24 protein-coding genes are annotated in these 23,313 nt (G+C 58.0%); 10 read left to right on the top strand and 14 right to left on the bottom strand.

Annotated features, from left to right (window positions below; translation table 11 throughout):
• Window positions 1–21 precede the first annotated feature (21 nt).
• Window positions 22–813, bottom strand: coding sequence for an adenosylmethionine decarboxylase (gene speD / locus Q9245_RS07270; protein ID WP_305896503.1), 792 nt, complete (start codon window positions 811–813; stop codon window positions 22–24).
• A 232-nt stretch (window positions 814–1,045) separates the two neighbouring features.
• Window positions 1,046–1,468, bottom strand: a complete 423-nt coding sequence (locus tag Q9245_RS07265) for an OsmC family protein (protein ID WP_305896502.1) — start codon at window positions 1,466–1,468, stop codon at window positions 1,046–1,048.
• A gap of 207 nt (window positions 1,469–1,675) precedes the next feature.
• On the opposite strand from Q9245_RS07265, the gene crp reads away from it, so the two are divergent.
• Window positions 1,676–2,317, top strand: coding sequence for a cAMP-activated global transcriptional regulator CRP (gene crp / locus Q9245_RS07260; protein ID WP_114335439.1), 642 nt, complete (start codon window positions 1,676–1,678; stop codon window positions 2,315–2,317).
• Between the two features lie 57 nt (window positions 2,318–2,374).
• Here crp and modC read toward each other — a convergent pair whose 3' ends face one another.
• The 6 genes from modC to Q9245_RS07230 form a co-directional block, all read right to left on the bottom strand.
• Window positions 2,375–3,457 carry a molybdenum ABC transporter ATP-binding protein gene (gene modC / locus Q9245_RS07255; protein WP_305896501.1) on the bottom strand — a complete coding sequence of 361 codons (1,083 nt, stop codon included), beginning with the start codon at window positions 3,455–3,457 and terminating at the stop codon, window positions 2,375–2,377.
• Window positions 3,454–4,131, bottom strand: a complete 678-nt coding sequence (gene modB / locus Q9245_RS07250) for a molybdate ABC transporter permease subunit (RefSeq protein ID WP_305896500.1) — start codon at window positions 4,129–4,131, stop codon at window positions 3,454–3,456. The genes modC and modB overlap by 4 nt, the downstream gene beginning before the upstream one ends.
• Before the next feature lie 15 nt (window positions 4,132–4,146).
• Window positions 4,147–4,953, bottom strand: coding sequence for a molybdate ABC transporter substrate-binding protein (modA, locus tag Q9245_RS07245; protein ID WP_305896499.1), 807 nt, complete (start codon window positions 4,951–4,953; stop codon window positions 4,147–4,149).
• Entirely contained in the window at window positions 4,887–5,819 is a 933-nt protein-coding gene (locus Q9245_RS07240) for an alpha/beta hydrolase (protein WP_305896498.1), read from the bottom strand. The genes modA and Q9245_RS07240 overlap by 67 nt, the downstream gene beginning before the upstream one ends.
• On the bottom strand, window positions 5,785–6,759 hold the full coding sequence (locus Q9245_RS07235; protein WP_305896497.1) for a sterol desaturase family protein: 975 nt from the start codon (window positions 6,757–6,759) through the stop codon (window positions 5,785–5,787). Before Q9245_RS07235 ends, Q9245_RS07240 begins: the two co-directional genes overlap by 35 nt.
• Window positions 6,760–6,867: 108 nt before the next feature.
• Window positions 6,868–7,605 carry a glutathione S-transferase family protein gene (locus tag Q9245_RS07230; RefSeq protein ID WP_305896496.1) on the bottom strand — a complete coding sequence of 246 codons (738 nt, stop codon included), beginning with the start codon at window positions 7,603–7,605 and terminating at the stop codon, window positions 6,868–6,870.
• Between the two features lie 173 nt (window positions 7,606–7,778).
• On the opposite strand from Q9245_RS07230, the gene Q9245_RS07225 reads away from it, so the two are divergent.
• The 9 genes from Q9245_RS07225 to Q9245_RS07185 all read left to right on the top strand — a co-directional run bounded on the left by Q9245_RS07225 (window position 7,779) and on the right by Q9245_RS07185 (window position 16,250).
• The gene (locus Q9245_RS07225) at window positions 7,779–8,756 is read left to right on the top strand and encodes an META domain-containing protein (RefSeq protein WP_305896495.1); all 978 of its coding nucleotides are present in this window, start codon (window positions 7,779–7,781) and stop codon (window positions 8,754–8,756) included.
• An 18-nt stretch (window positions 8,757–8,774) separates the two neighbouring features.
• Complete coding sequence (locus tag Q9245_RS07220; RefSeq protein ID WP_305896494.1) at window positions 8,775–9,392, top strand: glutathione S-transferase family protein; 618 nt, start codon at window positions 8,775–8,777, stop codon at window positions 9,390–9,392.
• Window positions 9,393–9,431: 39 nt separating this feature from the next.
• Window positions 9,432–10,043, top strand: coding sequence for a DUF4202 domain-containing protein (locus Q9245_RS07215; protein WP_305896493.1), 612 nt, complete (start codon window positions 9,432–9,434; stop codon window positions 10,041–10,043).
• 74 nt (window positions 10,044–10,117) lie between these two features.
• On the top strand, window positions 10,118–10,822 hold the full coding sequence (locus Q9245_RS07210; protein ID WP_305896492.1) for a response regulator transcription factor: 705 nt from the start codon (window positions 10,118–10,120) through the stop codon (window positions 10,820–10,822).
• A 123-nt stretch (window positions 10,823–10,945) separates the two neighbouring features.
• Window positions 10,946–12,913 (top strand): TonB-dependent receptor domain-containing protein, encoded by a 1,968-nt coding sequence (locus Q9245_RS07205; RefSeq protein WP_305896491.1) that lies wholly within the window; start codon window positions 10,946–10,948, stop codon window positions 12,911–12,913.
• An 8-nt stretch (window positions 12,914–12,921) separates the two neighbouring features.
• The gene (locus Q9245_RS07200; RefSeq protein ID WP_305896490.1) at window positions 12,922–14,070 is read left to right on the top strand and encodes an ABC transporter substrate-binding protein; all 1,149 of its coding nucleotides are present in this window, start codon (window positions 12,922–12,924) and stop codon (window positions 14,068–14,070) included.
• Between the two features lie 5 nt (window positions 14,071–14,075).
• Window positions 14,076–15,161: a FecCD family ABC transporter permease gene (locus Q9245_RS07195; protein WP_371824806.1), complete on the top strand. Its 1,086-nt coding sequence runs from the start codon at window positions 14,076–14,078 to the stop codon at window positions 15,159–15,161.
• On the top strand, window positions 15,158–15,943 hold the full coding sequence (locus Q9245_RS07190; RefSeq protein ID WP_305896488.1) for an ABC transporter ATP-binding protein: 786 nt from the start codon (window positions 15,158–15,160) through the stop codon (window positions 15,941–15,943). The genes Q9245_RS07195 and Q9245_RS07190 overlap by 4 nt, the downstream gene beginning before the upstream one ends.
• A gap of 16 nt (window positions 15,944–15,959) precedes the next feature.
• Complete coding sequence (locus Q9245_RS07185) at window positions 15,960–16,250, top strand: DUF2218 domain-containing protein (RefSeq protein WP_305896487.1); 291 nt, start codon at window positions 15,960–15,962, stop codon at window positions 16,248–16,250.
• Here the strand turns inward: Q9245_RS07185 and Q9245_RS07180 are convergent.
• The 6 genes from Q9245_RS07180 to Q9245_RS07155 are packed head-to-tail and all read right to left on the bottom strand — an operon-like array spanning window position 16,226 to window position 23,290.
• Window positions 16,226–17,092, bottom strand: coding sequence for a sugar phosphate isomerase/epimerase (locus tag Q9245_RS07180; protein ID WP_305896486.1), 867 nt, complete (start codon window positions 17,090–17,092; stop codon window positions 16,226–16,228). The genes Q9245_RS07185 and Q9245_RS07180 overlap by 25 nt on opposite strands.
• Window positions 17,092–18,105, bottom strand: a complete 1,014-nt coding sequence (locus Q9245_RS07175; protein ID WP_305896485.1) for a DUF6005 family protein — start codon at window positions 18,103–18,105, stop codon at window positions 17,092–17,094. Before Q9245_RS07175 ends, Q9245_RS07180 begins: the two co-directional genes overlap by 1 nt.
• Window positions 18,102–18,365, bottom strand: coding sequence for a phosphopantetheine-binding protein (locus tag Q9245_RS07170; protein ID WP_305896484.1), 264 nt, complete (start codon window positions 18,363–18,365; stop codon window positions 18,102–18,104). The genes Q9245_RS07175 and Q9245_RS07170 overlap by 4 nt, the downstream gene beginning before the upstream one ends.
• Window positions 18,362–19,663: an AMP-binding protein gene (locus tag Q9245_RS07165; protein ID WP_305896483.1), complete on the bottom strand. Its 1,302-nt coding sequence runs from the start codon at window positions 19,661–19,663 to the stop codon at window positions 18,362–18,364. Before Q9245_RS07165 ends, Q9245_RS07170 begins: the two co-directional genes overlap by 4 nt.
• A complete protein-coding gene (locus Q9245_RS07160) occupies window positions 19,660–21,486 on the bottom strand; it encodes an IucA/IucC family siderophore biosynthesis protein (protein WP_305896482.1) in 1,827 nt (608 codons plus the stop codon). The genes Q9245_RS07165 and Q9245_RS07160 overlap by 4 nt, the downstream gene beginning before the upstream one ends.
• Window positions 21,473–23,290, bottom strand: a complete 1,818-nt coding sequence (locus Q9245_RS07155; RefSeq protein WP_305896481.1) for an IucA/IucC family siderophore biosynthesis protein — start codon at window positions 23,288–23,290, stop codon at window positions 21,473–21,475. Before Q9245_RS07155 ends, Q9245_RS07160 begins: the two co-directional genes overlap by 14 nt.
• Between the last annotated feature and the right edge of the window lie 23 nt (window positions 23,291–23,313).

Below are 23,313 nucleotides of genomic sequence, written 5' to 3'. Positions count from 1 at the left end.
GACCGCTGCCTCTCAACGCGATCATTCCACGTTGCGGGAATAGAAGATTTCCAGCATCTCCCGGCGTAGCCGGTCCTCGATGGATTTGGCTTCGGCAGGATCGAGCTCTTCTGCGTTGGTGCCAAACACGTAATTATCCAGGTTGAACTCCTTCAACATCATCTTCGTGTGGAACAGGTTCTCCTGATACACGTTCACGTCGATCATCTGATAGGCGTTCTGGGTGTCTTCCGTGAGGTAGTTCTGAATCGAATTGATGTCGTGGTCAATGTAGTGCTTGGTGCCATCGATATCGCGGGTAAAACCCCGTACCCGGTAATCCACCGTCACCACGTCTGAATCGAAACTGTGAATCAGGTAGTTCAACACCTTCAGCGGTGAGATCAGGCCACAGGTGGACACGTCAATATCCGCCCGGAAGGTGCTCACGCCATCATGGGGGTGGCTTTCCGGATAGGTGTGAACGGTCACGTGACTCTTGTCCAGGTGCGCCACGATGGTATCTGGCAGCGGCCCCGGCGATTCGTCGTAATTCTCTTTGCAGTCTTCCACGTCATGCTCGGCAATCAACATGGTGACAGACGCGCCGTGAGGCTCGTAATCCTGACGGGCGATGTTGAGAATGTTTGCGCCAATGATTTTCACCACGTCAGACAGTATCTGAGTCAGACGTTCGGCGTTGTACATCTCGTCGATATAATCGATGTAGGCTTCACGTTGCTCATTGGTCTGCGCGTAACAGATGTCGTAGATGTTGAAGCTCAGGGATTTGGTCAGATTGTTAAAACCGTGCAGCTGGAGTTTTGATTCCATGCTCAGCCCCTCCTAGGATTGGAGATGAATGGTGACAGGGTGAGGTTAGTCCCCCTACCGAGGCCGCCACCGACTACTGACCCGGCAAACAAACTGTTCACCTTTTGCGCAGACCGGCGGAGAAAGGTGCGTATTATGCATACGGCTTATGGCGATGGATAGTGTTTGCCAGGACTTTTTTTAAACACCCGATTGTGCCCCGCAAAGCTACGGCTCACGGGGCTTTTCGAACTTACTCTGCCTCCCGAATTTCGAAGCTGTGGGTGATCTCCACACCGGCCGCGCCCAGCATGATAGACGCCGAGCAGTACTTCTCAGCAGACAGGCTAACGGCCCTTTCCACCTGCTTTTCTTTCAGGTTGTGACCGGTCACCACGAAATGCAGGTGGATTTTGGTGAAAATAGCCGGCACAGCATCGGCCCGCTCGGCTTCCAGCTCGGCGTGGCAGGCGGTTACGTCTTGTCGGCTTTTCTGCAGGATAGTCATGACATCAAAGGAAGAACAACCGCCGACACCCATAAGCAGCATTTCCATGGGGCGTGGCCCCAGGTTCTGCCCGCCAAGATCAGGTGGCCCGTCCATCTGTACACTGTGGCCGGTGCCGCTGGTGGCTTTGAAACTGACATTGCCTGTCCAGTCTACGGTTGCTTTCATTACGGTTTCTCCGTTGTTCGATCAGTGATGAGAACGGATGCTAGCACAGACTTTCGCAATTCCACGCCTTTGCATTCAAGTTGCCCCACGGGGCCCATCTTGCTATAAGTTGCGTGGCTAAATAGAAAAACCCGTAACCTGCAGGGAAAAGCGGGGATATAACAAAGATCAGGATCGGCATTTCGCTGAGGAGGCACGTCTCGCATTATGGCTACTATCATCAAGCCGGTTGAGCAGAAAACCAAACATCTGGATTACTTTCTTTCCCAATGCCATCGCCGGCGTTACCCGGCCAAGAGCACGATTATTTATGCGGGCGACAAAAGTGACTCTCTCTTCTACATCGTCAAAGGATCGGTAACCGTCATTATTGAAGACGACGATGGCCGCGAGATGATTATGGCGTACCTGAACACTGGTGACTTTTTCGGTGAGATGGGGCTGTTCGACAACATGGATTCCCGCAGTGCCTGGGTCAAAGCCAAAACAGAATGTGAAGTCGCCGAAATCAGCTATACCAAATTCCGTGAAATTGCTCAGCAAGATCCTCGGGTTCTGTATTTTATCGGTGAGCAAATGGCCTCGCGCTTGCGCCAAACCACCCGTAAAGTGGGCGATCTGGCCTTCCTGGATGTGACCGGTCGGGTAGCGCGCACGTTGCTGGATCTGTGCAAGGAACCGGATGCCATGACCCACCCGGACGGCATGCAGATCAAAATCACCCGTCAGGAAATTGGCCGCATTGTGGGTTGCTCCCGTGAGATGGTCGGGCGGGTACTGAAAACCCTGGAAGAGCAAGGTCTGGTTCAGGTGAAAGGGAAAACCATGGTGGTTTACGGCACGCGCTGATGGCCGGCAGAAGAACCAACAGAAAGCCGCTGCATCGCAGCGGCTTTTTTGTGCGCGTCAGTCTGCCAAAGCCACCGATTTGATCTGCAACCAAACCCGCAACCCCGGTGTCAGTTGAAGCTGGTGGGCCGAGCGAGAGGTCAGGCGGGCGAGAAACGCGGTGTCTCCGGCCAGCAGGCGAACCAGAGTTATGCCGGGCATCACCTCCCGTGCAATGTGATCCACCGTGGCTGGCAACAGATTCTGAATGCTTTGGCCCCGGTGCTCGTGTAACGCAATACTGACGTCCCGGGCCAGAACCTGCACGCGCACCGACATGCCCGTACTCAGGTGATCGTGATGTCTCAGCCACAGTTCACCGCCATTGAACACCACCTTGCTGAGCCGCCACTGAACATCCACTTCAGCGATTTCTCCGTTCAGAATTACCCCTGCATCGTCTTCCAGCCGGAACGGTTGATCCGTGCGCGCCAGAGTTTCCTGCAGTGGTCCCTGGGCGATAACCTGTCCGCGATCCATCATCACAATATGATCGGCCAATCTTGCGACCTCTGACGTGGAATGGGAAACGTAGAGCACCGGTATGGCCAGGCTATCCCGTAGGCGTTCAAGGTACGGCAGAATGTCCTGTTTGCTTTGCTGGTCCAGCGCCGACAGTGGTTCGTCCATCAACAGCAGGCGAGGGCTGGTCAGCAAGGCGCGACCAATGGCCACACGCTGGCGTTCACCGCCTGAAAGTCCGGCAGGCATGCGCGTCAACAGGGGTGTCAGGCCGAGCCAGTCATAGACTTGCTCCGGGGTAATCTTGCGTTGCTCGGCGGGTACCCGGCGGTAGCCGTACAACAGGTTCTTGCGAACCGACAAATGCGGAAACAAGCTAGTGTCCTGAAACACATAGGCCAAGGGCCGCCGATGCACCGGCCAGCTTTCCTGTGGGGTTTGCCAGGGTTCGCCCAGCACCGAAAGTTGTCCCTGGGCAGTCTGTAAGCCGGCAATGCACCGCAGTAGGGTGGTTTTGCCGCAACCGGAGTGGCCAAAGATGGCGGTAATGCCGGAGCCGGGCAGGTTCAGATCAACATCAAGGGCGAACTGCTCAAAGTGGCACTGAAACCGGGCTTGTATGGTGTCCGGTGGGTTCATCGCACCACTCCCGGCTGAAAGCGTCCGTTCAGGGTGTAGAGGGCAACCAGCACCACAAACGAGAACACCAGCATGCCGGCGGAGAGCCAATGCGCCTGCGTGTATTCCAGTGCTTCCACGTGATCGAAGATGGCGACTGACAGCACCTTGGTTTCACCGGGAATGCTGCCGCCAATCATCAGGATAACGCCGAATTCACCGATGGTATGGGCAAAACTCAGCACCGCGGCGGTCAAAAAACCGGGGCGAGCCAGGGGGATCGCGATGGAAAAGAACCGGTCCCAAGCCGAGGCGCGAAGCGTGGCCGCTGCTTCCAGCAGGTTTTCATCGAGAGATAAAAAGGCATTCTGTAGGGGCTGAACCGTAAACGGCAGCGAGTAAATGACTGATGCGATCACCAACCCTTCGAAGGTGAAGGGCAACAGCCCCAAACCAAGACTTTCGGTCAACTGGCCAATCGCGCCATCAGGCCCCATCACGATCAGCAGGTAAAAACCCAGAACCGTCGGTGGCAACACCAGAGGCAGCGCCACAATCGCGGCAATCGGTTGGCGCAGCCAGTGTTGGGTGCGGGCCAGCCACCAGGCAATCGGGGTGCCGAGAAACAGCAACAGTAAGGTGGTGGTGCCAGCCAGTTTCAGGGTCAGCCAAACGGCCTGCCATTCCGGGCTCATGAAATCTCCGCCAGTTCAGTGAGAGGGCTGTTGCGGAACATCGTACCCGTCTTCACGGATGATCGCCTGTGCTTTTGCGCCATTCAGAAAGGTCATCCAGTCTTGCGCGGCCATGTTGCTTCGGCCTCGGTTGAGCAAAATCGCATGCTGGCTGATGGGGCGATGCAGTGTTTTGGGTACCAGCCATGCCGAGCCTGCCGCTCCCTGAAAGGCCCGCACCTGAGCTTGAGCCACGAAGCCGGCGTGAGCATTGCCGCTAGCGATAAACTGAAAGGTTTGGGCAATGGAATCGCCGCTGACCAGTTTCGGTGTGAGTGACTCGGCCAGCCCGAGATTCTCCAGAACCTCGATTGCGGCGATGCCGTAGGGCGCGGTTTTCGGATTGCCGATCGCCAGACGTTGTGGCTGGCTGTTCAAGTATTGCAAGCCGTCACGGAACAGCTCCGGGTTGCGGCTCCAAAGTGTCAGCCGGCCCTCTGCGTAAGGAAACTGTGAACGGGCAACCGCCACACCTTGTTCAGCCAGCAGGCGAGGGCGCTCGGCATCCGCTGCCATGAACGCATCGTAGGGCGCACCGTGCCGGATCTGAGCGTAGAGTTTGCCGGTGGAGCCGTAACTGGTTTGTATCTGGTGTCCGGTTTCCTGCTCGAAAAGCGCGACCAGCTTGGTCATGGTGCCGGTAAAATTCGCCGCCACGGCGACCGTGGCTTGTGCGGCGCGAGCCTGCCCCGTGGCCATAAACAGGCAGGCCGTGATCAGGCCGACAAAGGCTCGGCGCACGCAGGTTGAGCGGTAGGAATACACTGCTGCAGGTGTTGCCATACATCCTCGGTGTTGAGTTCGTTCAGCATCTCGTGGCGGCCGCCGTCGAAAAGCCGGAAGGTCACATTTTGAATGCCGGCTTCGCGAATCGTTTGAAAATGCTGGCGGATACCTTTGCCCATTTCACCAACGGGGTCTTCGCTGCCGGAAAACAGATGCACCGGTAAATCTTGACGCCACAACGTCGGGTTGATGGTAAGCATGCCGCCGAGGAAATCATGCCACAGCCCGGTGCTGCATTCGAATCCGCACAACGGATCGGCCAGGTATTGATCCACTTGCTGTTCATCCCGGCTTAGCCAGTCGCAGTCGGTGCGGTTAGGCCTGAACATGCGATTGAACTTGCCAAAGGTCAGGCGGGCAACCAGTTGGCTCTGATGGTGTTTGCCGCGAACCCGCTTGATTAGCCCGATGAGTATACGTGAGGGAATCAATTCTGCTTTGTTGATGCGGTTGGATGCGCTCAGTATCAGCGCATCAATAGAGGCACCGTGCTGCTGTGCATAACTTTGGGCAATGAACGACCCCATACTGTGGCCCAGCAGGCTCAGGGGCAGTTCAGGGAAAGTGCTTCTGGCGTGGTCAACAACCAGACCTAGATCGCCAACCACCTTGGCCCAGCCCTCATTGTCGGCATAGTGGCCAAGGTTTGCCGGGGTGCAATCGGGGCCGTGGCCCCGATGGTGATAGCTGATCACGGCAATCTGATGTTCGCTCAGCCACTGCGCAAGCCCGGCGTAACGGTTGCCGTGCTCGGCCATGCCGTGGCTGATCACCAGACAGGCAAGGGGTGATTCGGGCTGAAACAGCGTGCCGGTGATCCGGTGGCCGTCAGCGGCGGTCAGGTTCAGAGTGTGCTGGTTCATAATTCTTAACCGGTTCCTGTGCAACCGGGCGTTGCCACTCCGGCGGTTTCCACAAATGTTTTAAACGAGAGCTTAGACTGCCGGGTTTGCCCATGTCGCGGAACATATCCACATATTCATGTGTCCACAGCACCAACAGGTTGTTTGAGTGTATCTGCCGGGGAATGCCATAAGTCGGCGGCAGATCGTCGCTCTCGGGCACGAAACTGTTAAACAGGCGATCCCAAATGATCAACACGCCGCCATAGTTGCGGTCGATGTACTGCCGGTTGCGACCGTGATGGGCACGGTGATGGCTGGGGGTATTAAACACGAATTCCACGGCTGCCGGCAGGCGATGGATCAACGTAGTGTGAATGAAGAACTGGTACACCAGCGACAGCGCATAGGCTACGCCAATCCACACCGGGTTGAAGCCCAGCAGCGCCATGGGCAGGTAAAACGCCCAATTGCCGTTGAAGATGTTGGTGGCGCTTTGGCGCATGGCGGTGGAAAAGTTCAGGCGTTCGGACGAGTGGTGCACCACGTGGGCGGCCCAGAACCAGCGAATGCGATGGCTGGAACGATGCATCCAGTAGTAGCAGAAATCCACCCCGATGAACGTCAGTATCGCCGTGAAGGCGTTCAGTTCGATCTCGAACAAGCGGTAGTGATAACAGAGCGCGTACACCGGGAAGGCAATCAAGCCGGCAAACAGCAGCTCAGTGGTTTGATAGCCTGCGCCTAGCATGAAATTTCGGATGGCTTCGGGCACATCCATCCGCTTCGGGTCATGGCGGATTTTCAGGTATTCCCAAACCGCGACGGCAAGGAAAACCGGTGTGGCGACAACAAAAATCAGTTGCCGCTCATCCAGCGCCAACCAGGGGGCCAGCATCTGCCAGAGCGCCAGCAGGCCGCTGCTCTCAAGCACAGACTGCATCATATCGATCAGAGCCATAACAAAACCCATGTTGGTTATTATTCAGGCTTTATCATGACACGTGCCCGGCTTTTCCCGATGTCCTATAGCGCCATTGTCAGTGTCGCTTTGCGACAGGCGGCCTGGTTAGCGGTTGTTGCGGTACATCTGTGCAACGGGCGCGACTATGTCCTCCCATTCCGCCAGCACGGCCTGAACCGGCTTCGGGATTTTAGCGGGCTTGGGCCATGGCACCGGGTACTGTTCGGGCTGGAACAGCGGTGCCAGCAAAGCGCCTGCGGTCAGGTCCGCGCGGGAGAAGCGGTCACCTGCAAGGTAACGTTGCTGGCCATAAACTTCGGCCAGTTCGGTAAGCACAGCTTCAAGCGTTTGCTGAGAAGCATCCGCCGTGGTCTGGTTGATCTTCATCCACTTGCGCATGATGTCATCAACGCGGCTGAAAGCGAGGCTCAGCATGATTTTGTTGTAGAACGGGGTGCCAGCGGCCAGCAGCGGAATCACCACCTTCGGGCGCTGCAGGAAGTAATGGTATACCCAGGTGCGAATGGCCGGGCCGGCCAGATCGTCCAGCTTCTTTTCCCAAGCCAGGGCTTCTTCCCGCGCTTCCGGAGATTCAGGTGTGAGCGGCCGTTCCGGAAAAGTCTCGTCGAGATAGTCCAGAATAGCTGACGAGCCTTGAACAATATGGCCGTCGTGGTCCAACACCGGCACCGACGATTCCGCTTTGGTCAGCTGCTTGATGGTTTTAACGTGCTGGCCGGGCAGCAAATTCACGGTTTGATAATTGATGCCTTTGTAATCCAGAGCCCAGCGTATCTTCTCGGCGTAGTGAGAAATGCAAAACTGATAGAGTTTAATGGCCATGAGAAGTCTTCCGTAAAATGTTTGGCCAAGATTACCCGTACTTTTGGCCAATTCCCATGGCCGGAAAGGCAACATCGGGGGTCAGCCTGCGAACTGACAGGATGGTCATGGTGAAAATCGCCGGGAATCACTAAACTAGCTTGCTACAGTCTGTCATGTCAGAGGATGTCTTTATGTTGTTACGTCGCGCCCTTTCCGTATCTGCCGTTGTTGTGGCAGGTGTAGCCGTATCAGCGTGTGCCACCAAGCCCGAGGTGAAAAGTTTGTCGGACTATGGGGTTTACCAGTGCGGCCAGCTAGACTTGAAGGTTGCCGGAGTGGAAGAAAGTGGCCTCCTAGGCATTGAATACCTGAACCGACGTGTGCTGCTGAAGCCTTCCCCGACCGACGAAGGCGCACTTTACGTAGCGCCGGGCGACACCCAGACTCGGTTCTGGGCTAAGGGCGAGCGCGCCACACTCACCTTGAAGGGCAACGCCTTGCCCGAGTGCCTGGAGCCGGGTGCAATCGAATCCTCCTTCAAGGCCATGGGCACAGAGCCCAATTGGTCTGCCGAGATCGAGAATAACCGGATGGACCTGACCCTGCCCTACGATGGCGACGTTCTGGAAGGTGTGTGGCTGCGAGAAACCGTTGCCAATCGCCACGGACGAGTCTACGAAGGCAAGGTTGATGACCGCGACATTGAAGTGTCTGTCGCACACCAGTTGTGCGAAAACCCCATGTCGGGAGCCCAATACCCGGCGCAGGTTCGCCTGACCGTAGATGGCAACACATTTGAAGGGTGTGGCGGCGACCGCGAGAGATTGTTCCAGGGTGCGGAATGGATAGTGGAAGATCTGGCCGGAGACGGCATTATTGACCGATCCATGATGACGATTCGCTTCCACGATGAAGGCCGGATTTCTGGTCGCGCTTCTTGTAACCGCTACATGGGCAGCTATTCTTTGACCGGTGAGAACCTGACCTTCAGCCAGATGGGCAGCACCATGATGGCGTGCCACGAATCCCTGATGAATCAGGAACAGAAGTTCCTGACACTGATGTCGGACGTGGTGTCCGGTCACATCGGTCGCCACGGCGAGCTGTTGCTGGAAACGCAATCCGGTGACACCATCAAGGCGTTCAAATCGGATACCGAAAACCCCTAAACCGAAGGTAACAACAACATGAAAATCTTCGAAACGAAAAGTGCACCCAACCCGCGTCGCGTCCGCATTTTTATGGCCGAAAAAGGCTTGCTGGACAAAGCCGAGTTCGTGCAGGTGGACATCGAAAAAGGTGAAAACCTGACGCCGGAATTCAAAGCGCGGAACCCAATGAAAAAAGTTCCCGTGATGGAACTGGACGACGGCACTTGCCTGGCAGAAACCATGGCCATTTGCCGTTTCTTTGAAGAGAACTACCCCGACGCGCCGAAACTGCTGGGTGAAAGCGCATTGGAGAAAGCCCAGATCGAGCAATGGCTGCGCTGGATTGATTTCTACTTCTTTATGCCCACTGGCATGTGTTTCCAGCACACCACCGGGTATTTCAAAGATCGCATGAACCCTATCAAGGAGTGGGGTGAAGAGTGCGGGCAGGGTGTGGAAAAGTTCATGCATTTCCTGGACAAGCACCTTGAAGGCAAAGAATACGTTTGCTGCGATAAATTTACCGCCGCCGACATCAACGCCTTCACCACCGTAGCTTTCGCCCGCGTGGTGAACATCCGCCCCACGCCGGAGCAAACCAACCTGCAGGCCTGGTACGACCGCATCAAGGCGCGGCCGTCAGCGCAGGCCTAAGCTCTTGGCGGCGGCATCCGCTTGTTATAAGGATCAACAATGACGCAACACACAAAGCTAACGCAGGCCCTCGAGGCCATCGATCGGGCTAATCGGGCCGATCCCAATATTGAGCAGGTCGAAGGAGCGAGCCTACCCAAGGAATACGCCTACAGCCTGCACATGACGCGTTGGTTGTTTGCTCTGGAAGCGGAGCCTTCCGAGCGGATGCAGATTGCCTGCCGCGCTCAGCACATCGAACGCTGGACCATCCCGAGAAAGGATTTCGGGGAAGGTCGGAAGAATTACTACCAGTGGCGACAGGCGTGCGGTCGCATGCATGGTCGACGCGCTGCGGAAATCATGGCCGAGTGTGGTTATCCTCAGGAAGAGTGCGAGCGGGTAGAAACCATTCTCACCAAGCGGGAATTGCGCAACGATCCAGACACCCAGTTGCTGGAAGATGTAGCTTGCATGGTGTTTTTGGAGCGTTACTTCGCCCAGTTCTACGAAGAAAATCCGGATTACGATAAAGACAAGTGGCTCACCATTGTCCGCCGTACCTGGGCCAAAATGACCCCGCGGGGCCATGAGGCGGCGTTGCAGCTGGCGGGCAACCTGCCGCCGCATCTGCTGGCCTTACTGCAGGAAGCCTTGTCCGAAAACGAGTGACTTACCACGACACTTGAGGCAGGTGTCGGCGCTGCGTATGATATTCATTATCATTTGATAGTGGATGTCAGTAGATGGCCGTGCCTGCCAACAACACCCCCAAGATCCTGATTGCTGAAGACGACCCGCACCTGAGTGAGCAACTGGCCAGCCAGCTGACTTCCCGCGGGTATCGAGTGCTGCAAAGCCACCAAGGCGATCAAGCGTTGGTGGCCGCGCTGGGGCAGCGGTTGGATATGATTCTGCTGGATGTGGTCCTGCCAACCATGAACGGTTTCGAAGTGCTGGAAAGGCTTCGGAAAACCTGCCAGACACCGGTCATGATGCTGACCAACGATGGCTCCGAAGACGAGCGCATTCTCGGTTATCAACAGGGTGCGGACGACTGCTTGCCCAAGCCATTCAAATTCACGGAACTGTTTCTGAGAATGGAAGCCCTGCTGCGGCGCACCCGGGGGGCTCTGGACCACCGCGCCGAACCGCCGAGCCTAGCGGTGGGCGAGTTGCGGCTAGACCGTCAAACGATGGAAGTGCTCTACCAGGAGCGCCCGGTCAGCCTGACCCCCATTCAATTCCGTTTACTCTGGATTCTAGTGCTGCACCAACGAGAGCCCCTGAGCAAACCCTACCTTTACCAAGTTGTGCTTGAAAAAGAGTTCAGCCGATACGACCGCAGTCTGGATATGCACCTGAGCCGCATTCGCCGCAAGCTGATGGAAGCTGGCGTGGCGGGCGATCGGCTGCAAACGGTCCATGGCAAAGGCTATTGCTTCTTGTAAGCCGGATTGCGGCAGTGGTTCACGACAAAGATGTAACAAATGTAAAACCGGTTCCCTTAGCGACACAAGTTATCGAGAATGCATGCCAAATACGAATGGTTATCATAATGGAGTGTGGTCGTTATGGCAGTTTCATCCCCGCTTGCACAACCCAAGCAGTTCCGCCGCAGTGCGCTCTGGCTGGCGCTTTTAGCCGCGCCATTGGCTCATGCTGAACCCGTCACCCTGGATGCTATTGAGGTAACCGCCGAGCGCGTAAACAACGCAGACTCGGTTGTAGATGCCCAAGCCATTGAACGATTCCAGGCTGACGATCTTGAAGACGTATTCGCCGGCGAGCCCGAAGTGAGTGTCGGCGGTTCAGTGGGCGTGGCCCAGAAAGTCTACGTGCGTGGTTTTGAAGACCCGCTGTTGAACGTCAGCGTGGATGGCGCCACTCAGGCAGGCGTGTTGTTCCACCACACCGGCCGAGTGGCGGTTGATCCCGATTTGCTGAAGCGGGTAGAAGTCGATACCGGCGCCGGCAAAGCCACAGCGGGTTCGGGTGCGCTGGGTGGTGCCATTCGCTTTGTAACCAAAGACCCTGAAGATCTGTTGCGTGAGGGTGAAGACGTAGGCGCTCTGGTAAAACTGGGTTCCTTCTCGAACACCAAAGGTTACAGCGTGAACTCCACGATTTTCGGTCGTCTGAATGATCAGTGGAGCACCTTGGTATCGGTCAGTCAGAGCGATCACGAACGCTATGAAGATGGCAACGGCGACGAAGTCCCGGGTACCGATGCACGCCAGCAAATGGGTATGGCTAAACTGGTGGGCCATTTTGGCAACGGCCAAACCCTGCGCCTGAGCCACGAAGTGCGCACCGATGAGGGTGAGCGCCCACAGCGTCCGCAGTGGGTAGTGAGCAGCTTCAACAAACTCTACGATCTGGACGGTCGCCGGGACACCACCACGTTGAATTACGCGGTTGCGCCCGAAGGCAATCCTTGGGTGGATGCTGAATTCACCCTGTACCAAACCGAGTCGGAAATTGAACAGAACGTAGAAGATCGCTGGGGGCGTTACTACGGCTTCAGCCGCAGCATCGGTGGCGACCTGCGTAACACCAGCCAGCTAGGCAGCCACAGCGTGACCTACGGTGTCGATTATCGGGAAGACAGGATCAATGCCGGCGGTGAATCCGATAAGCGCGCTGAAGAGGAAACTGGTGATGTGCTGGGCGTTTATCTGCAAGCCGACCTGTGGCTCACTCAGCAATTGCTGCTCAGCACCGGTGCCCGCTACGACGACTACAACCTGCGTGACAACAATGACCAGAAGTTCAGCGAAGATGCTGTAAGCCCGAACGCCAGTCTGGCTTGGCATGTGCTAGATGGCCTGACCCTGAAAGCAGGCTATGCCGAAGCGTTCCGCGGCCCCATGCCTCACGATGCGTTCAAGATTGACCGGGGCCAGAACGACCCGGACCTGAAAGGTGAGAAGGCGAAAAACACCGAAGTCGGCTTCGATTACGTGTATCAGAACTTCAGCCTGTCGGCTGAGGTGTATCGTTCTGAAGTAAAAGATGCCATCGCGGATGCGCTATTCGGACCGGCCATTTACGAGAATATCGGTGACCTGGAGTCCGACGGCTACCGCATCTCCGCCGGCTACCAGTGGAATGCTCTGAGCGCAGGTTTGAGTTTCCATAGCAACGATGCCGAAGTGGATGGCCAGCCATTGACTGTGTACGAGCATAACCTGCTGGGTAACACCATCGGTGACACCTGGGTGGCCGACCTTGCGTACCGCTTGAACCGCAATCTGGAGTTTGGCTGGCAGGGCCAGTTTGTTCAGGGCATCGATAATCTGGAAACGTCTGTGGGCACCATCGACAAGCCGGGCTACGGCGTGCACGACCTGTTCGTAAACTGGTTGCCCACCGGCAACGAAGATCTGCGCCTGACCTTGGCGGTCAAGAATGTAGGCGACAATCAATACCTCGACCATGCCAGCAATGCCGACTATGAGCATATTGCCGGTTATGAAGGAGTGGTTGGATTACCCGCACCGGGCCGAGATATTCGCCTTGGCTTGGCCATGCGTTTCTGAGGCCCCTAATGTTACGCACCCGAGTATTAGCCGCCCTTTTGGGCGGCCTTTTCTGTTTGTGGGCCGACCTCTCGTTGGCGGCCCGCACGGTGACCGATCTGGCCGGGCGTTCGGTTGAGCTTCCCGATGAGGTCAACCGCATTGTGCTGGGCGAAAGCCGCTACATTCCCGCCCTTGCCATTCTGGAGGGGGATGCCTTGCCCGAGCGTCTGGCTGGCATGTTGCCCGATTTCGAAATGACCGACCCGGGCGGTTACGCCCAATATCTGAAAGCCTTCCCGGAACTGGCAGATGTTCCGCGTGTTGGCCACACCTCCGCCGACAGCTTCAGTTTGGAAAGCGTGCTTGCCATGGGCGCGGATCTCGCCATCTTCAGCCTGGAGGGACACGGCCCCGGGGCCCATAACGGCCAGCTGATCGAGCAGCTGCAGCGGGCGGGCATTGCCGTGGTGTTCATCGACTTCCGTCAGAACCCCTTGGTGAATACGCCGAAAAGCATGGCGTTGCTGGGTGTAGTGCTTGGTCGGCAAGAGCAGGCGCAAACCTTCAATCAGTTCTATCGCGAACAGCTGATGAGCGTCACCAACGTGGTTGAGCAGATTCCGGAACCGGATAGACCCACCGTGTTCCTGCACAGCCGGTTGGGGCTTCACGACAGCTGCTGCGAAACCATGGTCGAAGGCATGATGGGGCATTTCCTGAAAGCGGCTGGCGCGCGCAACATTGCTCGGGACAAGGTGCCCGGGGTCAGTGGAGTATTGAATCTGGAATACCTGATCAGCAACCCGCCGGATTACTACGTGGCCACGGCCATCGGGTCGCGCAACTACGCCCGCTCTGATGCTGACTACAGTTACGTCATGCTCGGTGCTGGTATCGATGCGGGTATGGCCAGAGCGTCGTTGGCGCAGGCCACTAACCGGCCCGGGTTGCGCGCGGTAAAGCCCATCCGTGAGGGGCAGGCCATGGCGATCTGGCACCATTTTTACAACACCCCGATGAACGTTGTCGCCGTTCAGGCGCTGGCCCGATGGTTTCACCCGGATGCCTTCGCCGATATAAACCCGGAGGCGACGCTGGCGGAATTCTACCAACGCTTTCAGCCGGTCGAGCTGGATGGGGTTTATTGGATCAGCACTCAGGAGACTGCCCAATGAGTGCCATGTTCCCATCGACAAGCAGCGCTGTGGATAACTCCGCCCCGGGAGGCTCGCTGGCCTCCCAGTACCGCCGTTTTGTCTTGCGGCGGGTAGTGTGTCTGACGGCCTTGGCTGTGATTGCGGTGATCGCCTTGTTGGTGGACATCGCCAGCGGGCCCTCCATGTTGGGCCTTGGCGACGTGATTCACGGTTTGCTGAACCCGGAGCGTATCGATGCCGGTACCCGGGTGATTATTGAAGACATTCGATTGCCCTATGCCTTGATGGCCGTGGTGGTGGGCGCTTGTTTGGGCCTTGCCGGTGCCGAAATGCAAACGGTGTTGAACAACCCGCTGGCCAGCCCGTTCACCCTGGGCGTGGGCGCGGCGGCTACGCTGGGCGCGTCTTTGGTGATTGCCTTCAACATCTCTTTTTTGGGGCTGGCGGCCCACGTATTGCTGCCGTTGTCGGCGTTTGTCTTTGCTGCGGTGGCGTCTTTGCTGATTCTGATTCTGTCGCGCACTCTGGGCGCGTCGGTCCATGCGGTGGTGTTGTTCGGCATTGCCTTGCTGTTTGGCATTAACGCCGTGGTGGGCTTGATCCAGTTTGTCGCAGACGCTGAATCGGTACAGCAAATCGTGTTCTGGACCATGGGCAGTCTGGCCCGTGCGAGTCTGGATAAAGTCATGATCGTCGCCGCGGTGCTGGTGGTCTGCGTACCGTTTTCGCTGCGCAACGCCTGGGCCATGACGCTTTTGCGCAGTGGCGAAGAGCAGGCGCGGAGCTTGGGGATTCGTGTTGAGCGGCTGCGACTTACGGTATTGATGCGAGTCAGCCTGCTGACCGCCGCCGCCATGTGTTTTGTCGGCGAAATCGGCTTTATCGGCTTGGTAGCGCCGCACATCGCCCGGTTGATGCTGGGTGAAGATCACCGCTTCCTGCTTCCCGGCAGTGCCCTGGCCGGAGCGGTGTTGCTGTCGTTGTCCTCTATCGCCAGCAAACTGCTGGTGCCGGGTGTGGTACTGCCGGTGGGCATCGTCACCGCGCTGGTGGGCATTCCCTTGTTTATCCTGCTGATTATTGGCCGCAGCCGGAGGGTCGCGTTGTGACACTGAAACTGCAATCAGTAACTGCCGGCTACCGAAATCGAACCGTATTCAACGACCTGTCCCTGCCGGAAATACCGGCGGGTGCTCTGGTGGCGGTGATCGGGCCGAACGCAGTGGGCAAATCCACCCTGCTGAAATCCATTGCCGGTTTACTGCCAATTTCCGGTGACATGACCTTTGCCGGGGAGAATCTGGCGGCACTGAGTTCGCACCAGCGCACCCGCCGAATCGGCTATCTGCCTCAGCCGTTGCCGCAAGCCATTCCGCTGGTGGCCTACGAAACCGTGTTCAGTGCGTGCCGTTCTGCGCGGGGTGACTGGACTCGCGAACAGACCGAACAAGCCATTGAAAATGTGTTCGATACGCTGGGCATCCGTCAGCTCGCCCTGCGGCGGCTGTCGGAAATGTCGGGTGGCCAGCGGCAAATGGTGGGCCTGGCACAGGTATTGGTGCGCCAGACACCCTTGATGCTGCTGGACGAACCTACCAGTGCGCTGGATTTGCACTGGCAATTGAACGTGCTCAACGCCGTGCGCGATGCCACCAACCGCGAACAGTCGGTGGCGCTGGTGGCGTGCCACGACCTCAACCTGGCGTTGCGTTATTGCGATCAGGTGCTGGTGTTGTCGCCCGGCGGTCAGGCTGAACTCGGCACGCCGGAACAGGTGTTAACGCCAGACTTGCTGGCACGTACCTACGGCATTGAAGCCCGTATTGAACGCTGCTCGCAGGGCCAACCCATTGTGCTGGCGGATCGCCCCTTGCCCGCCAGTGTTCGCTGAAACCGAGGAGATTGTTATGCCGTTTATGAACGCTCAAGTATCCACTGAAAACCCGAGCCGTTTGATTAACCGCTTGTGCAAACATTTCAGCCACAAGATCGAAGCCGAGTGGAGCGAAACCAACGGGTTGCTCACCTTCTCCATCGGAGAGTGCCGGTTGAACACCCTAAACGGGGCGCTGGCGCTTGAATGCCAGTCCCCGACGGTAGAAGAATTAGAAGAGCTGGGGCAGGTAGTGGCGTCCCACCTCATCCGCTTTGCCGGCGATGAGGTGGCTGAGGTTCAGTGGAACCCCGCGACCGCTTGAGGCTGAGTGCATTGCTCCGCCAGCACCTTACGGAGCTGGCGGAGATCGCTGTTCAGCACCCGGTAGCTGTCTGCGCCAAACCATTCCAAAGACACATCCATATCGATGCCTTCCGATTGCCAAACGCCCAGTTCCGCCAGTATCGGCCCGTAATCACAGGCACCTTCCAAAACCGGTACCATGCCCTCACGGGTGCCCGCCGGTGAATACACATTGGCGGGGGCAAACACACCCAGCTGGCTGTGTTGTTGAATATTCTTGAAGTGACAATGGTGTACCCAAGGTGCCAGCTGCTTCAGGGCAATCAAAGGGTTCGCACCGGATTCCCAAACGTGCAGTACATCAAAATTAATCCCCAGGGCCGAGTGGTCAATGTCGCTCAGCAATTCGAGGGTAGAGCCCACGGTGTCTGCCAATGTGCCCGGGTGGGTTTCCAGCATCAGCGACAAGCCTTCATCAGCCACGCATTGGGTCAGTGTTTTTAACCGCCGGGTCATAGCCTGGCGCTGGCTGGGTGAAACCTCGTCGCTGCCTAATGGCCCCGCAAAGGTGCGCACCTTGTTTGCGTGCCAACGCTTTGCCAATCGACAGGCCTCGCGGGTTTTGCGAAGCGCTTCCGCCTCACTGCCATCCAGCGGCAGGTAATCGCTGACCATGGGAATGCGCAGCCCTTGGCGTTCTATCCAGTGGCCATCCAAGGCGGGCTGCCGGTCCAGATGGCGCGCGTGCACGGCCCAGAGTTCAATACCGTCGAAGTCGTTGCGTTTGGCCCAGTCGGCCAGCTCCGGTAACGACACCAGATAATGCCGGAACGAAATGGTACACAGGTGAAAACGGATCATCACAGCACCTCCAATGGGGCTTGTTCGGTATCGGGCCTCGGAACGCCGATGTTGCGGTAACGCTGCCAGTCGTCGAATAATCCCAGCAGGCGCGTCTTGATGGCGAACTCTCGCTCATCCTGCTCATCCAGCAGCTGCTCAACGCTCGCCAGTAAGGCGCTGTCGCCAGACATCACCAGCTTCAAAGCGCGAAACTGGATTTGCGTGTAGGTTTTCACCAGCCGTTCAATGTCTTCACACACCGCTTCAAACCAGGGCGCGCCTTCTGCTTGTTTGCCCTGATCTTCCAGCAGCCAGGCGAAGGCGTGCTCGAAGGCGTATTTGCGAATCGCCATCACCGGAATTTCCCGAAAGGCATGGGGCAGGTTTGCCAGTGGCTGGCTGGCGTCCGGCCCGGTGTGAGCGCGAAGGATGCGCCGCAGGGCATCGGTGAACGGGTTGTGGTCGGTCTTCATGCATTGCGCGAAGTAGGCGGCCACGGTTTCAGCCGGCGTGTGGCGTATGTTCAAACCGTCAAAATAGAAGCCGCCAGCTGCGGCCGGAGACCGCACCGAATCCAGAATCCGATCTTTCGGCAAAACCCCTTCCCACCGAAAATCCGGGTCAGACATGAACCATTCATCGGGGTTGTCGGTGGTTTCCAGCATCACGTAGTGCGGAAACGGATTCTGGTGAAACTTGTTCTCCCGCTCGGGCAGACGGTACAGATCAAGCATCACCATCACTTGTCGATCCGAGGGCCGGTTTTCCACCAGCGAGACCAGCGTCCGGATGTTGGTGTCTTTGTCTGCCTTATGGTTGTACCAAGGTTCAATGCTGATGCCGTATAACAGCTTGTACCAATCGCGGAATTCGTTATGTCGGGTGTGGGGCGAGTGATACGACAGCTCCATTTGATCGTTCACCGAAAAATCGGCATCCCAGACTCCGAAGTAAAACGGGCGGTGGTCCACCCCGGGGGTGCGTTTGATGATCTCGCACACGCAACTGACAAAACAGTGCACCTTGATCACAGCGACGGCTCCTTCTGGTCATTGGCAACCAGCAGCCGGGCCAGATCATCCACGGTTTCGAGCTCCTGCGTCAGCAAGGTTTCTTCCGGCAGATTGAAGCCGTGTTCCAGTTCCAGATGCACAATCAATTGCAGCAACATGATCGAATCGATGGCCAGGTCAGCGTTCAGACGGGCACTGCCCGCGAAAGCGGAGAGCCGCGCATTGGGCAGATGCTGCTGAAGAACCGCCTTGATGGCGGCATGGCGGTTGGCGCTCATGCCGGCACCTCCGCAGCGAGCGTGTGGGCGGGCGCTTCGCTTAACAGGCGGCGGCTGACCTTACCGTTGGGCAGGCGCGGAATGGTTTCCACCTGCTCGATGAAGGCGGGCACCTGATGGGGCGACAGGTGTTCACGGCTCCATTGTTTGAGCTGGTCGATATCCAGTACGGCATCGGCCACGAAACGTAGGCACACCCGTTCGCCGGCAAAGCTGTCGGCTTGTTTGTACGCCACCGCTTCGCGAATGCCCGGGTATCTCAGGTACACGTCTTCGACTGCGCCGGGGTATACGTTGATACCCGCCACGTTGATGGTGTCGTCGGTGCGCGCCAGAAAGTGCAATTGGCCATGGGCATCGAAATAACCCAAATCCCGGGTATTAATCTGCTGGCCACTGCCTTTGATGGTAATCAGCACGTCGTCCGGCTGCTCTGCGGAGGTGCCCGCATCCAGCGAGACATGGGGCAGTGGAGTGCCCAACAAGCCGGGTTTGGTCACATCCGGGGTGAGTGCAACACAGCCGGCTTCCGAGCAGCCGTATTGCTGGCACAGCCGTTGGCAACGGTCCCGAAGCTGGTTTAACACCGGGGCGGGCAAAGGCGCGCCGGACAGCATCACGGTATGCAGCGTTTCGCTTGGCGGCAATATCCGGATCAACAGGCTGACCAGTGTGGGGGAAGCGTACAGCAGGTGCTCCGGCACCGAGCGCAGCTGCGACAAAATGAATCGGGGGTTCAGGTTGGTCACCACATGGGGTGTCGCGCCTCGCTCTAGTGCCGCCAACACGCCACAGATCAAACCGTAGGAATGGGTGACCGGACAGGCCACCACCGGGGTGAGTGGCTGGGCCTCGGTGAAATGGTCAACGTAGGCGGTGAGTTCCCGGTCGATATCCCGCCACGAGCGGGCAATGGTCTTGGGCTTGCCGGTGGTGCCCGAGCTGAGTTGAATCAACTCGCCCCCGTTGCCTTTGGCCGGATTTGTGAGTGCTTCGAGGGCTTCGGGAGCGGCATCGCGCAGGTTGTCCCCGAACAGCAAATGGCTGCAGCCGGTGTCTTTTGCCAACGTTTGTGCCGCTTGTAGGGGCGTGCCGGGATGAATAGGCAGCACGCTGGCACCCAGCGGTTTCAGCCAAAGGCACAGGGCCAGCCAGTGGGCGGTGTCTTGCAGGCAAACCGCCAATCGGCAGCTCGCCGGATTCTGAAACGGCCCAGAGCCGACCAGTGGCGACACAATGCGGTCGCAATCGTCCTGGCTGTACGGGGTGTTATCAACATAAAACAGAGGAGTGGTCACGATAACCTCGCTTGCTGGTGATCGGTGAAAGAAGTCGTGAAACCGGTCGGGGTGATGGCCAAAGGATTGGGAACCCAATGGCTCACATTCCCGGTGTCCGGCTGCAATTTTTGGGTTAATAAGGATTCGGTTTTCAGCCGTGGCTGGTCCCAGCCAAGCCGCGACAGACGGCGCTGAAGCTCGGGGTGTTGCTGGGCGTATTGGTCCAGCAGCGTGCGCACCTGCGCCCAGAACCGGGTTTCTGCAAACCCGTAAGCGTCTTCGAGCAGCAGCGCCAGTTCGCTCAGGTTGTAGATGAACAGAGTGTCCACAGCCAGCTCCCGCAGGGCTTCGGGGCCGGACATCCGGTAATACAGATCATCCGGTGCCTGGTCGTAAGCAGCTTGGCGTTCGCCCAAGTCCGGCTCTGGCGTGGCGGCTGCCAGGTAGTTGCGGGCGTATTCCACGCTGTCGTGAAAATCCCGCAACAAGAGCGCGTTGGGCCAGCCTTGGCGCATCACCAACAGGCTGTTTTGAGCATGGGCTTCCAAGCCAACGCCGTGAGCGGCCAGCATGTGCCAGACCGGCAGAATCAGGGCCGAAAGTGTGGCGTTCAGCCAAGGTTCAAGGCCGTACCGCTCGATCCAAGACTCAATGAACGGCTGGCCGTCGGGCTGCCATTGAAACAGCGCATTTAGCGGTATCGCTTGTTCGTCCTCGTTCAGCCGGGCTCTGAGGCTGGTGCGCCAAATGGCGGCCAGCTCACCTTCAAGCGGATGTTGCCCGGGCAGTGTGCCGGGTTGCGCGATGAAACTCAGGCTGGCGTACTCCGGCAACAGCCGCAGCGGGTAATCCCGCGAGAGCCTTGGGTCGGATTCAACAATCGCTTCCAGCCAGCGGCTGATGGCGGGTGCCGAGGGCACGGAATGCGGCTCCAGATGCCGGCGGGACGAGGTGTTGTGAATGCCCAATGGCAGTTTGAGGCAGGCCTGGCCGGGGCGGTTCATGTTGAATAACGAACGCAAGGACTGGCTGGGCTGGTAGCGGTCGCCCAATGGCCCGAGATCGCGAATATCGACATCCCCCAGCTGTTTGGCCAGCGGCCCCGTACTGAGGTGTCGCCATTGCCAGGGGTGCATAGGCATTGCACCGTAGGCTTGCCAATCAATGCCCACTCGATGAAACGCCGCGCGCAGCAGAAACGCCGTTTCCTCGCCCAGCTCAGCCTGCCAGAACGCCAGGTCTGACGCGGGCAGCTGGCTGTCCAGATAGCGGCGGGGTACGGCCACCCAGTGCAGCCGGAAGCCGGTGCTGGTTTCCGGGCTGTAGCGCATTAAATCGTCGGCGCCAAACCCCAGTCGGCTTTTGAAACACGGATGATAGGGGTGCCCCTCATGAATGGCCCGATCCAGCGCTTCGCCGTGCAGGGAACGTCGATCGTTCAGCGTGCGGGTTTGGTGGCTGTTTCGCAGTTGCTCCTCGTTGGCGATGGTCGCATTCAGCTCTTCGAGCAGTTGCTGGTGCTGTGAGCGGGAACCGGGCAGCTCCTGAATAAGTTCAGGCAAGTCCACCGCCACCGGGCGCTGGCGGCGGCTGAAACTCAGGGATTCGATGTCGAGGCGAACGCGGCTGAAGCCCCTGACCCGGCCTCGGCAACGCGCCTGCAAGGTGCCCACAGGAAAATCCAGCCACTGCCAGCTGCCGCTGCGGGAATCGGTTTTGTAGCAGGGCACCAAGCCTTCAAACAGCAAGGCTTCCAGCAATTGCCGAAGCACCCGTTGCCGGGGTGTTTCCGCCAGCGCAGGTACCAGAGCCGCCTCGGCAACCGGGTTACGCAGCGCCATGGTGCACCTCAACGGCTTGTTTGCGTAGCTGGTTGGGTAGTACCGATTGCACACGGCGGCACAGCGGGTTGGGGATGCTGGTATACACCGCCATTTCCAGCTCGGCGTTCAACTCATCGACATCGTGCACACGGGTCAGCAGATTGCCTTTGTAGGGCAAACAACTGTCTTCCAGCAACATGGCCACCAACGGCCGGGCCGGGCCATCAAGGCGCGCAAGTTCCGTCTGTAGAAAGCCTCGTAATTGCCGCAGCAGCGCCGCTTCTGAAACCAGCCCGTCTGCACCAAAACGTGCGATCACCGAGAACAGTTGGTTCACAATCAGGTAATAGCAAAAACGGTCGCGAATCATCGCGTCCCGATAGAACAGTTCCGGGGTGTGGTTAACGTCCGGGCAAAGTTCGGTCAGCGTTGCACGTCTGCTTTCCGACAGGTAGTAGCCTTGGTTGTCCCGATAATAATAGGTGTCCGGGTACCCGCCCCTTAAATCAAGAAGGCTGTTCTGTTGGTGGGCTTCCAGCGCAACGCCGTGCTCGTCATACAGGCGAAGAGCCGGTGCAATGGCGCAGGCAAGGTAATGCTGGAACCAGTCCTGACTGACCGCCGCCAGGCTGCGGTTTTCATTCAGTGCCACGCCTTCAATCAGGCTTAGTAAACGGGAGTTGCGCCCCGGCAGCGGATCTTGCGTCAGAGCGGCAATGCTGACCACATCGTGCTCTTGCCCCTTGATGAACGGGTTTTCCCGGAAAATCACTTCAAAGCCGCTTTCGGCCTGCCCGGGCAGATTCACCGTTAAGTAGGCGGGATCCTGCAGGATACGGAACCTAGGCTCGCTTTCGGCAAAACCGGTTTGCGCCAGCAGCCGGGCCATGACTACGCCAGCGCGCAGCTCGGGCACCTTGTTCACCCGCAACGAGTTGGTCACTTTGACCGGAATGGAGAACTTCAGCATCCAGTCGGCTTGCTCGCTGTATAACGTCCGCACGGAAGACGTTGCAGCGAACTCCGGCCCCAGCGCCCCAAGGGGAAGAATTACACCGTCTTCAATGGCGCTTTGTACCGCCGGTTGCAGTAATAACCACTGAGCTTGCAGCGGGTGGCCCGGTAGCAGAACGTAGTTATCGGGCAGGTTCAGCGAGGCCTGGCTGCCGTTAATCAGAAGCTCCGACATTGCGCTGGCGGGCACGGCTGTTGCGGAATCTTCCAGCACGCAGGATTCGTGCACCATGAAGTAGTGCAGCTGAAACCGGCCTGTCAGTTCCGGGGCGTACGCGTCTTGCTGCCATTCCGACATGCCTTGCCGGCTTTTCGGGGTCGGGTGGCTGGCGTGGCCGAACAGCAAGGATTGTTCGCTCTCAAGAAAGCGGTTCAGGTAAAGGTGCGGGTCGTGGCGGCGTTTGGCAATGTAGCGGGTCATCACCCCGTAGCTGTCGGTCAGCCGGTGCAGCAGCTCCAGCTCCCGCAGTTTGCGAAGCTCTGGCACCATGCCTGCGGAGCGAGCATAGAGTTCCCGCACCAGCAGGCACATGGCCTGAAAGGGCTCAATCTCGGCCCAGCAATAACGCCCGTTCAGCCACTGGTGTAGTTTGCCGTAGCGGTGCCGGCCCAGATCGGAGCGGTAAAGAATGTCGATGGCAAGGCGGGAGCGCTGGCTCTCAAGCGACAGCTCGCAGATCCAGTGGCCGGGCGTGCGCGCTGATTCTGTGTTCTCTCGCCACTGGCCGGGGTCGATTTCCTGAAGATAACCATGAAGAAAAGCCTGAAGGCTGGCCTGTTCGGCAATCGCGCGGGCGGACGGTCCCATGTCGGCACTCCAAAGTCAGAATT

Source organism: Marinobacter sp. MDS2, from assembly GCF_030718085.1.
Lineage (GTDB): Bacteria > Pseudomonadota > Gammaproteobacteria > Pseudomonadales > Oleiphilaceae > Marinobacter.
This window is presented reverse-complemented; position numbering and strand designations above follow the sequence as displayed.

What these genes read in the sequence shown, in the direction of transcription:
- speD (WP_305896503.1), bottom strand. Translation starts at nt 813, where the DNA reads ATGGAATCAAAACTCCAGCTGCACGGTTTTAACAATCTGACCAAATCC.
- Q9245_RS07265 (WP_305896502.1), bottom strand. Translation starts at nt 1,468, where the DNA reads ATGAAAGCAACCGTAGACTGGACAGGCAATGTCAGTTTCAAAGCCACC.
- crp (WP_114335439.1), top strand. Translation starts at nt 1,676, where the DNA reads ATGGCTACTATCATCAAGCCGGTTGAGCAGAAAACCAAACATCTGGAT.
- modC (WP_305896501.1), bottom strand. Translation starts at nt 3,457, where the DNA reads ATGAACCCACCGGACACCATACAAGCCCGGTTTCAGTGCCACTTTGAG.
- modB (WP_305896500.1), bottom strand. Translation starts at nt 4,131, where the DNA reads ATGAGCCCGGAATGGCAGGCCGTTTGGCTGACCCTGAAACTGGCTGGC.
- modA (WP_305896499.1), bottom strand. Translation starts at nt 4,953, where the DNA reads ATGGCAACACCTGCAGCAGTGTATTCCTACCGCTCAACCTGCGTGCGC.
- Q9245_RS07240 (WP_305896498.1), bottom strand. Translation starts at nt 5,819, where the DNA reads ATGAACCAGCACACTCTGAACCTGACCGCCGCTGACGGCCACCGGATC.
- Q9245_RS07235 (WP_305896497.1), bottom strand. Translation starts at nt 6,759, where the DNA reads ATGGCTCTGATCGATATGATGCAGTCTGTGCTTGAGAGCAGCGGCCTG.
- Q9245_RS07230 (WP_305896496.1), bottom strand. Translation starts at nt 7,605, where the DNA reads ATGGCCATTAAACTCTATCAGTTTTGCATTTCTCACTACGCCGAGAAG.
- Q9245_RS07225 (WP_305896495.1), top strand. Translation starts at nt 7,779, where the DNA reads ATGTTGTTACGTCGCGCCCTTTCCGTATCTGCCGTTGTTGTGGCAGGT.
- Q9245_RS07220 (WP_305896494.1), top strand. Translation starts at nt 8,775, where the DNA reads ATGAAAATCTTCGAAACGAAAAGTGCACCCAACCCGCGTCGCGTCCGC.
- Q9245_RS07215 (WP_305896493.1), top strand. Translation starts at nt 9,432, where the DNA reads ATGACGCAACACACAAAGCTAACGCAGGCCCTCGAGGCCATCGATCGG.
- Q9245_RS07210 (WP_305896492.1), top strand. Translation starts at nt 10,118, where the DNA reads ATGGCCGTGCCTGCCAACAACACCCCCAAGATCCTGATTGCTGAAGAC.
- Q9245_RS07205 (WP_305896491.1), top strand. Translation starts at nt 10,946, where the DNA reads ATGGCAGTTTCATCCCCGCTTGCACAACCCAAGCAGTTCCGCCGCAGT.
- Q9245_RS07200 (WP_305896490.1), top strand. Translation starts at nt 12,922, where the DNA reads ATGTTACGCACCCGAGTATTAGCCGCCCTTTTGGGCGGCCTTTTCTGT.
- Q9245_RS07195 (WP_371824806.1), top strand. Translation starts at nt 14,076, where the DNA reads ATGTTCCCATCGACAAGCAGCGCTGTGGATAACTCCGCCCCGGGAGGC.
- Q9245_RS07185 (WP_305896487.1), top strand. Translation starts at nt 15,960, where the DNA reads ATGCCGTTTATGAACGCTCAAGTATCCACTGAAAACCCGAGCCGTTTG.
- Q9245_RS07180 (WP_305896486.1), bottom strand. Translation starts at nt 17,092, where the DNA reads ATGATCCGTTTTCACCTGTGTACCATTTCGTTCCGGCATTATCTGGTG.
- Q9245_RS07170 (WP_305896484.1), bottom strand. Translation starts at nt 18,365, where the DNA reads ATGAGCGCCAACCGCCATGCCGCCATCAAGGCGGTTCTTCAGCAGCAT.
- Q9245_RS07160 (WP_305896482.1), bottom strand. Translation starts at nt 21,486, where the DNA reads ATGGCGCTGCGTAACCCGGTTGCCGAGGCGGCTCTGGTACCTGCGCTG.
- Q9245_RS07155 (WP_305896481.1), bottom strand. Translation starts at nt 23,290, where the DNA reads ATGGGACCGTCCGCCCGCGCGATTGCCGAACAGGCCAGCCTTCAGGCT.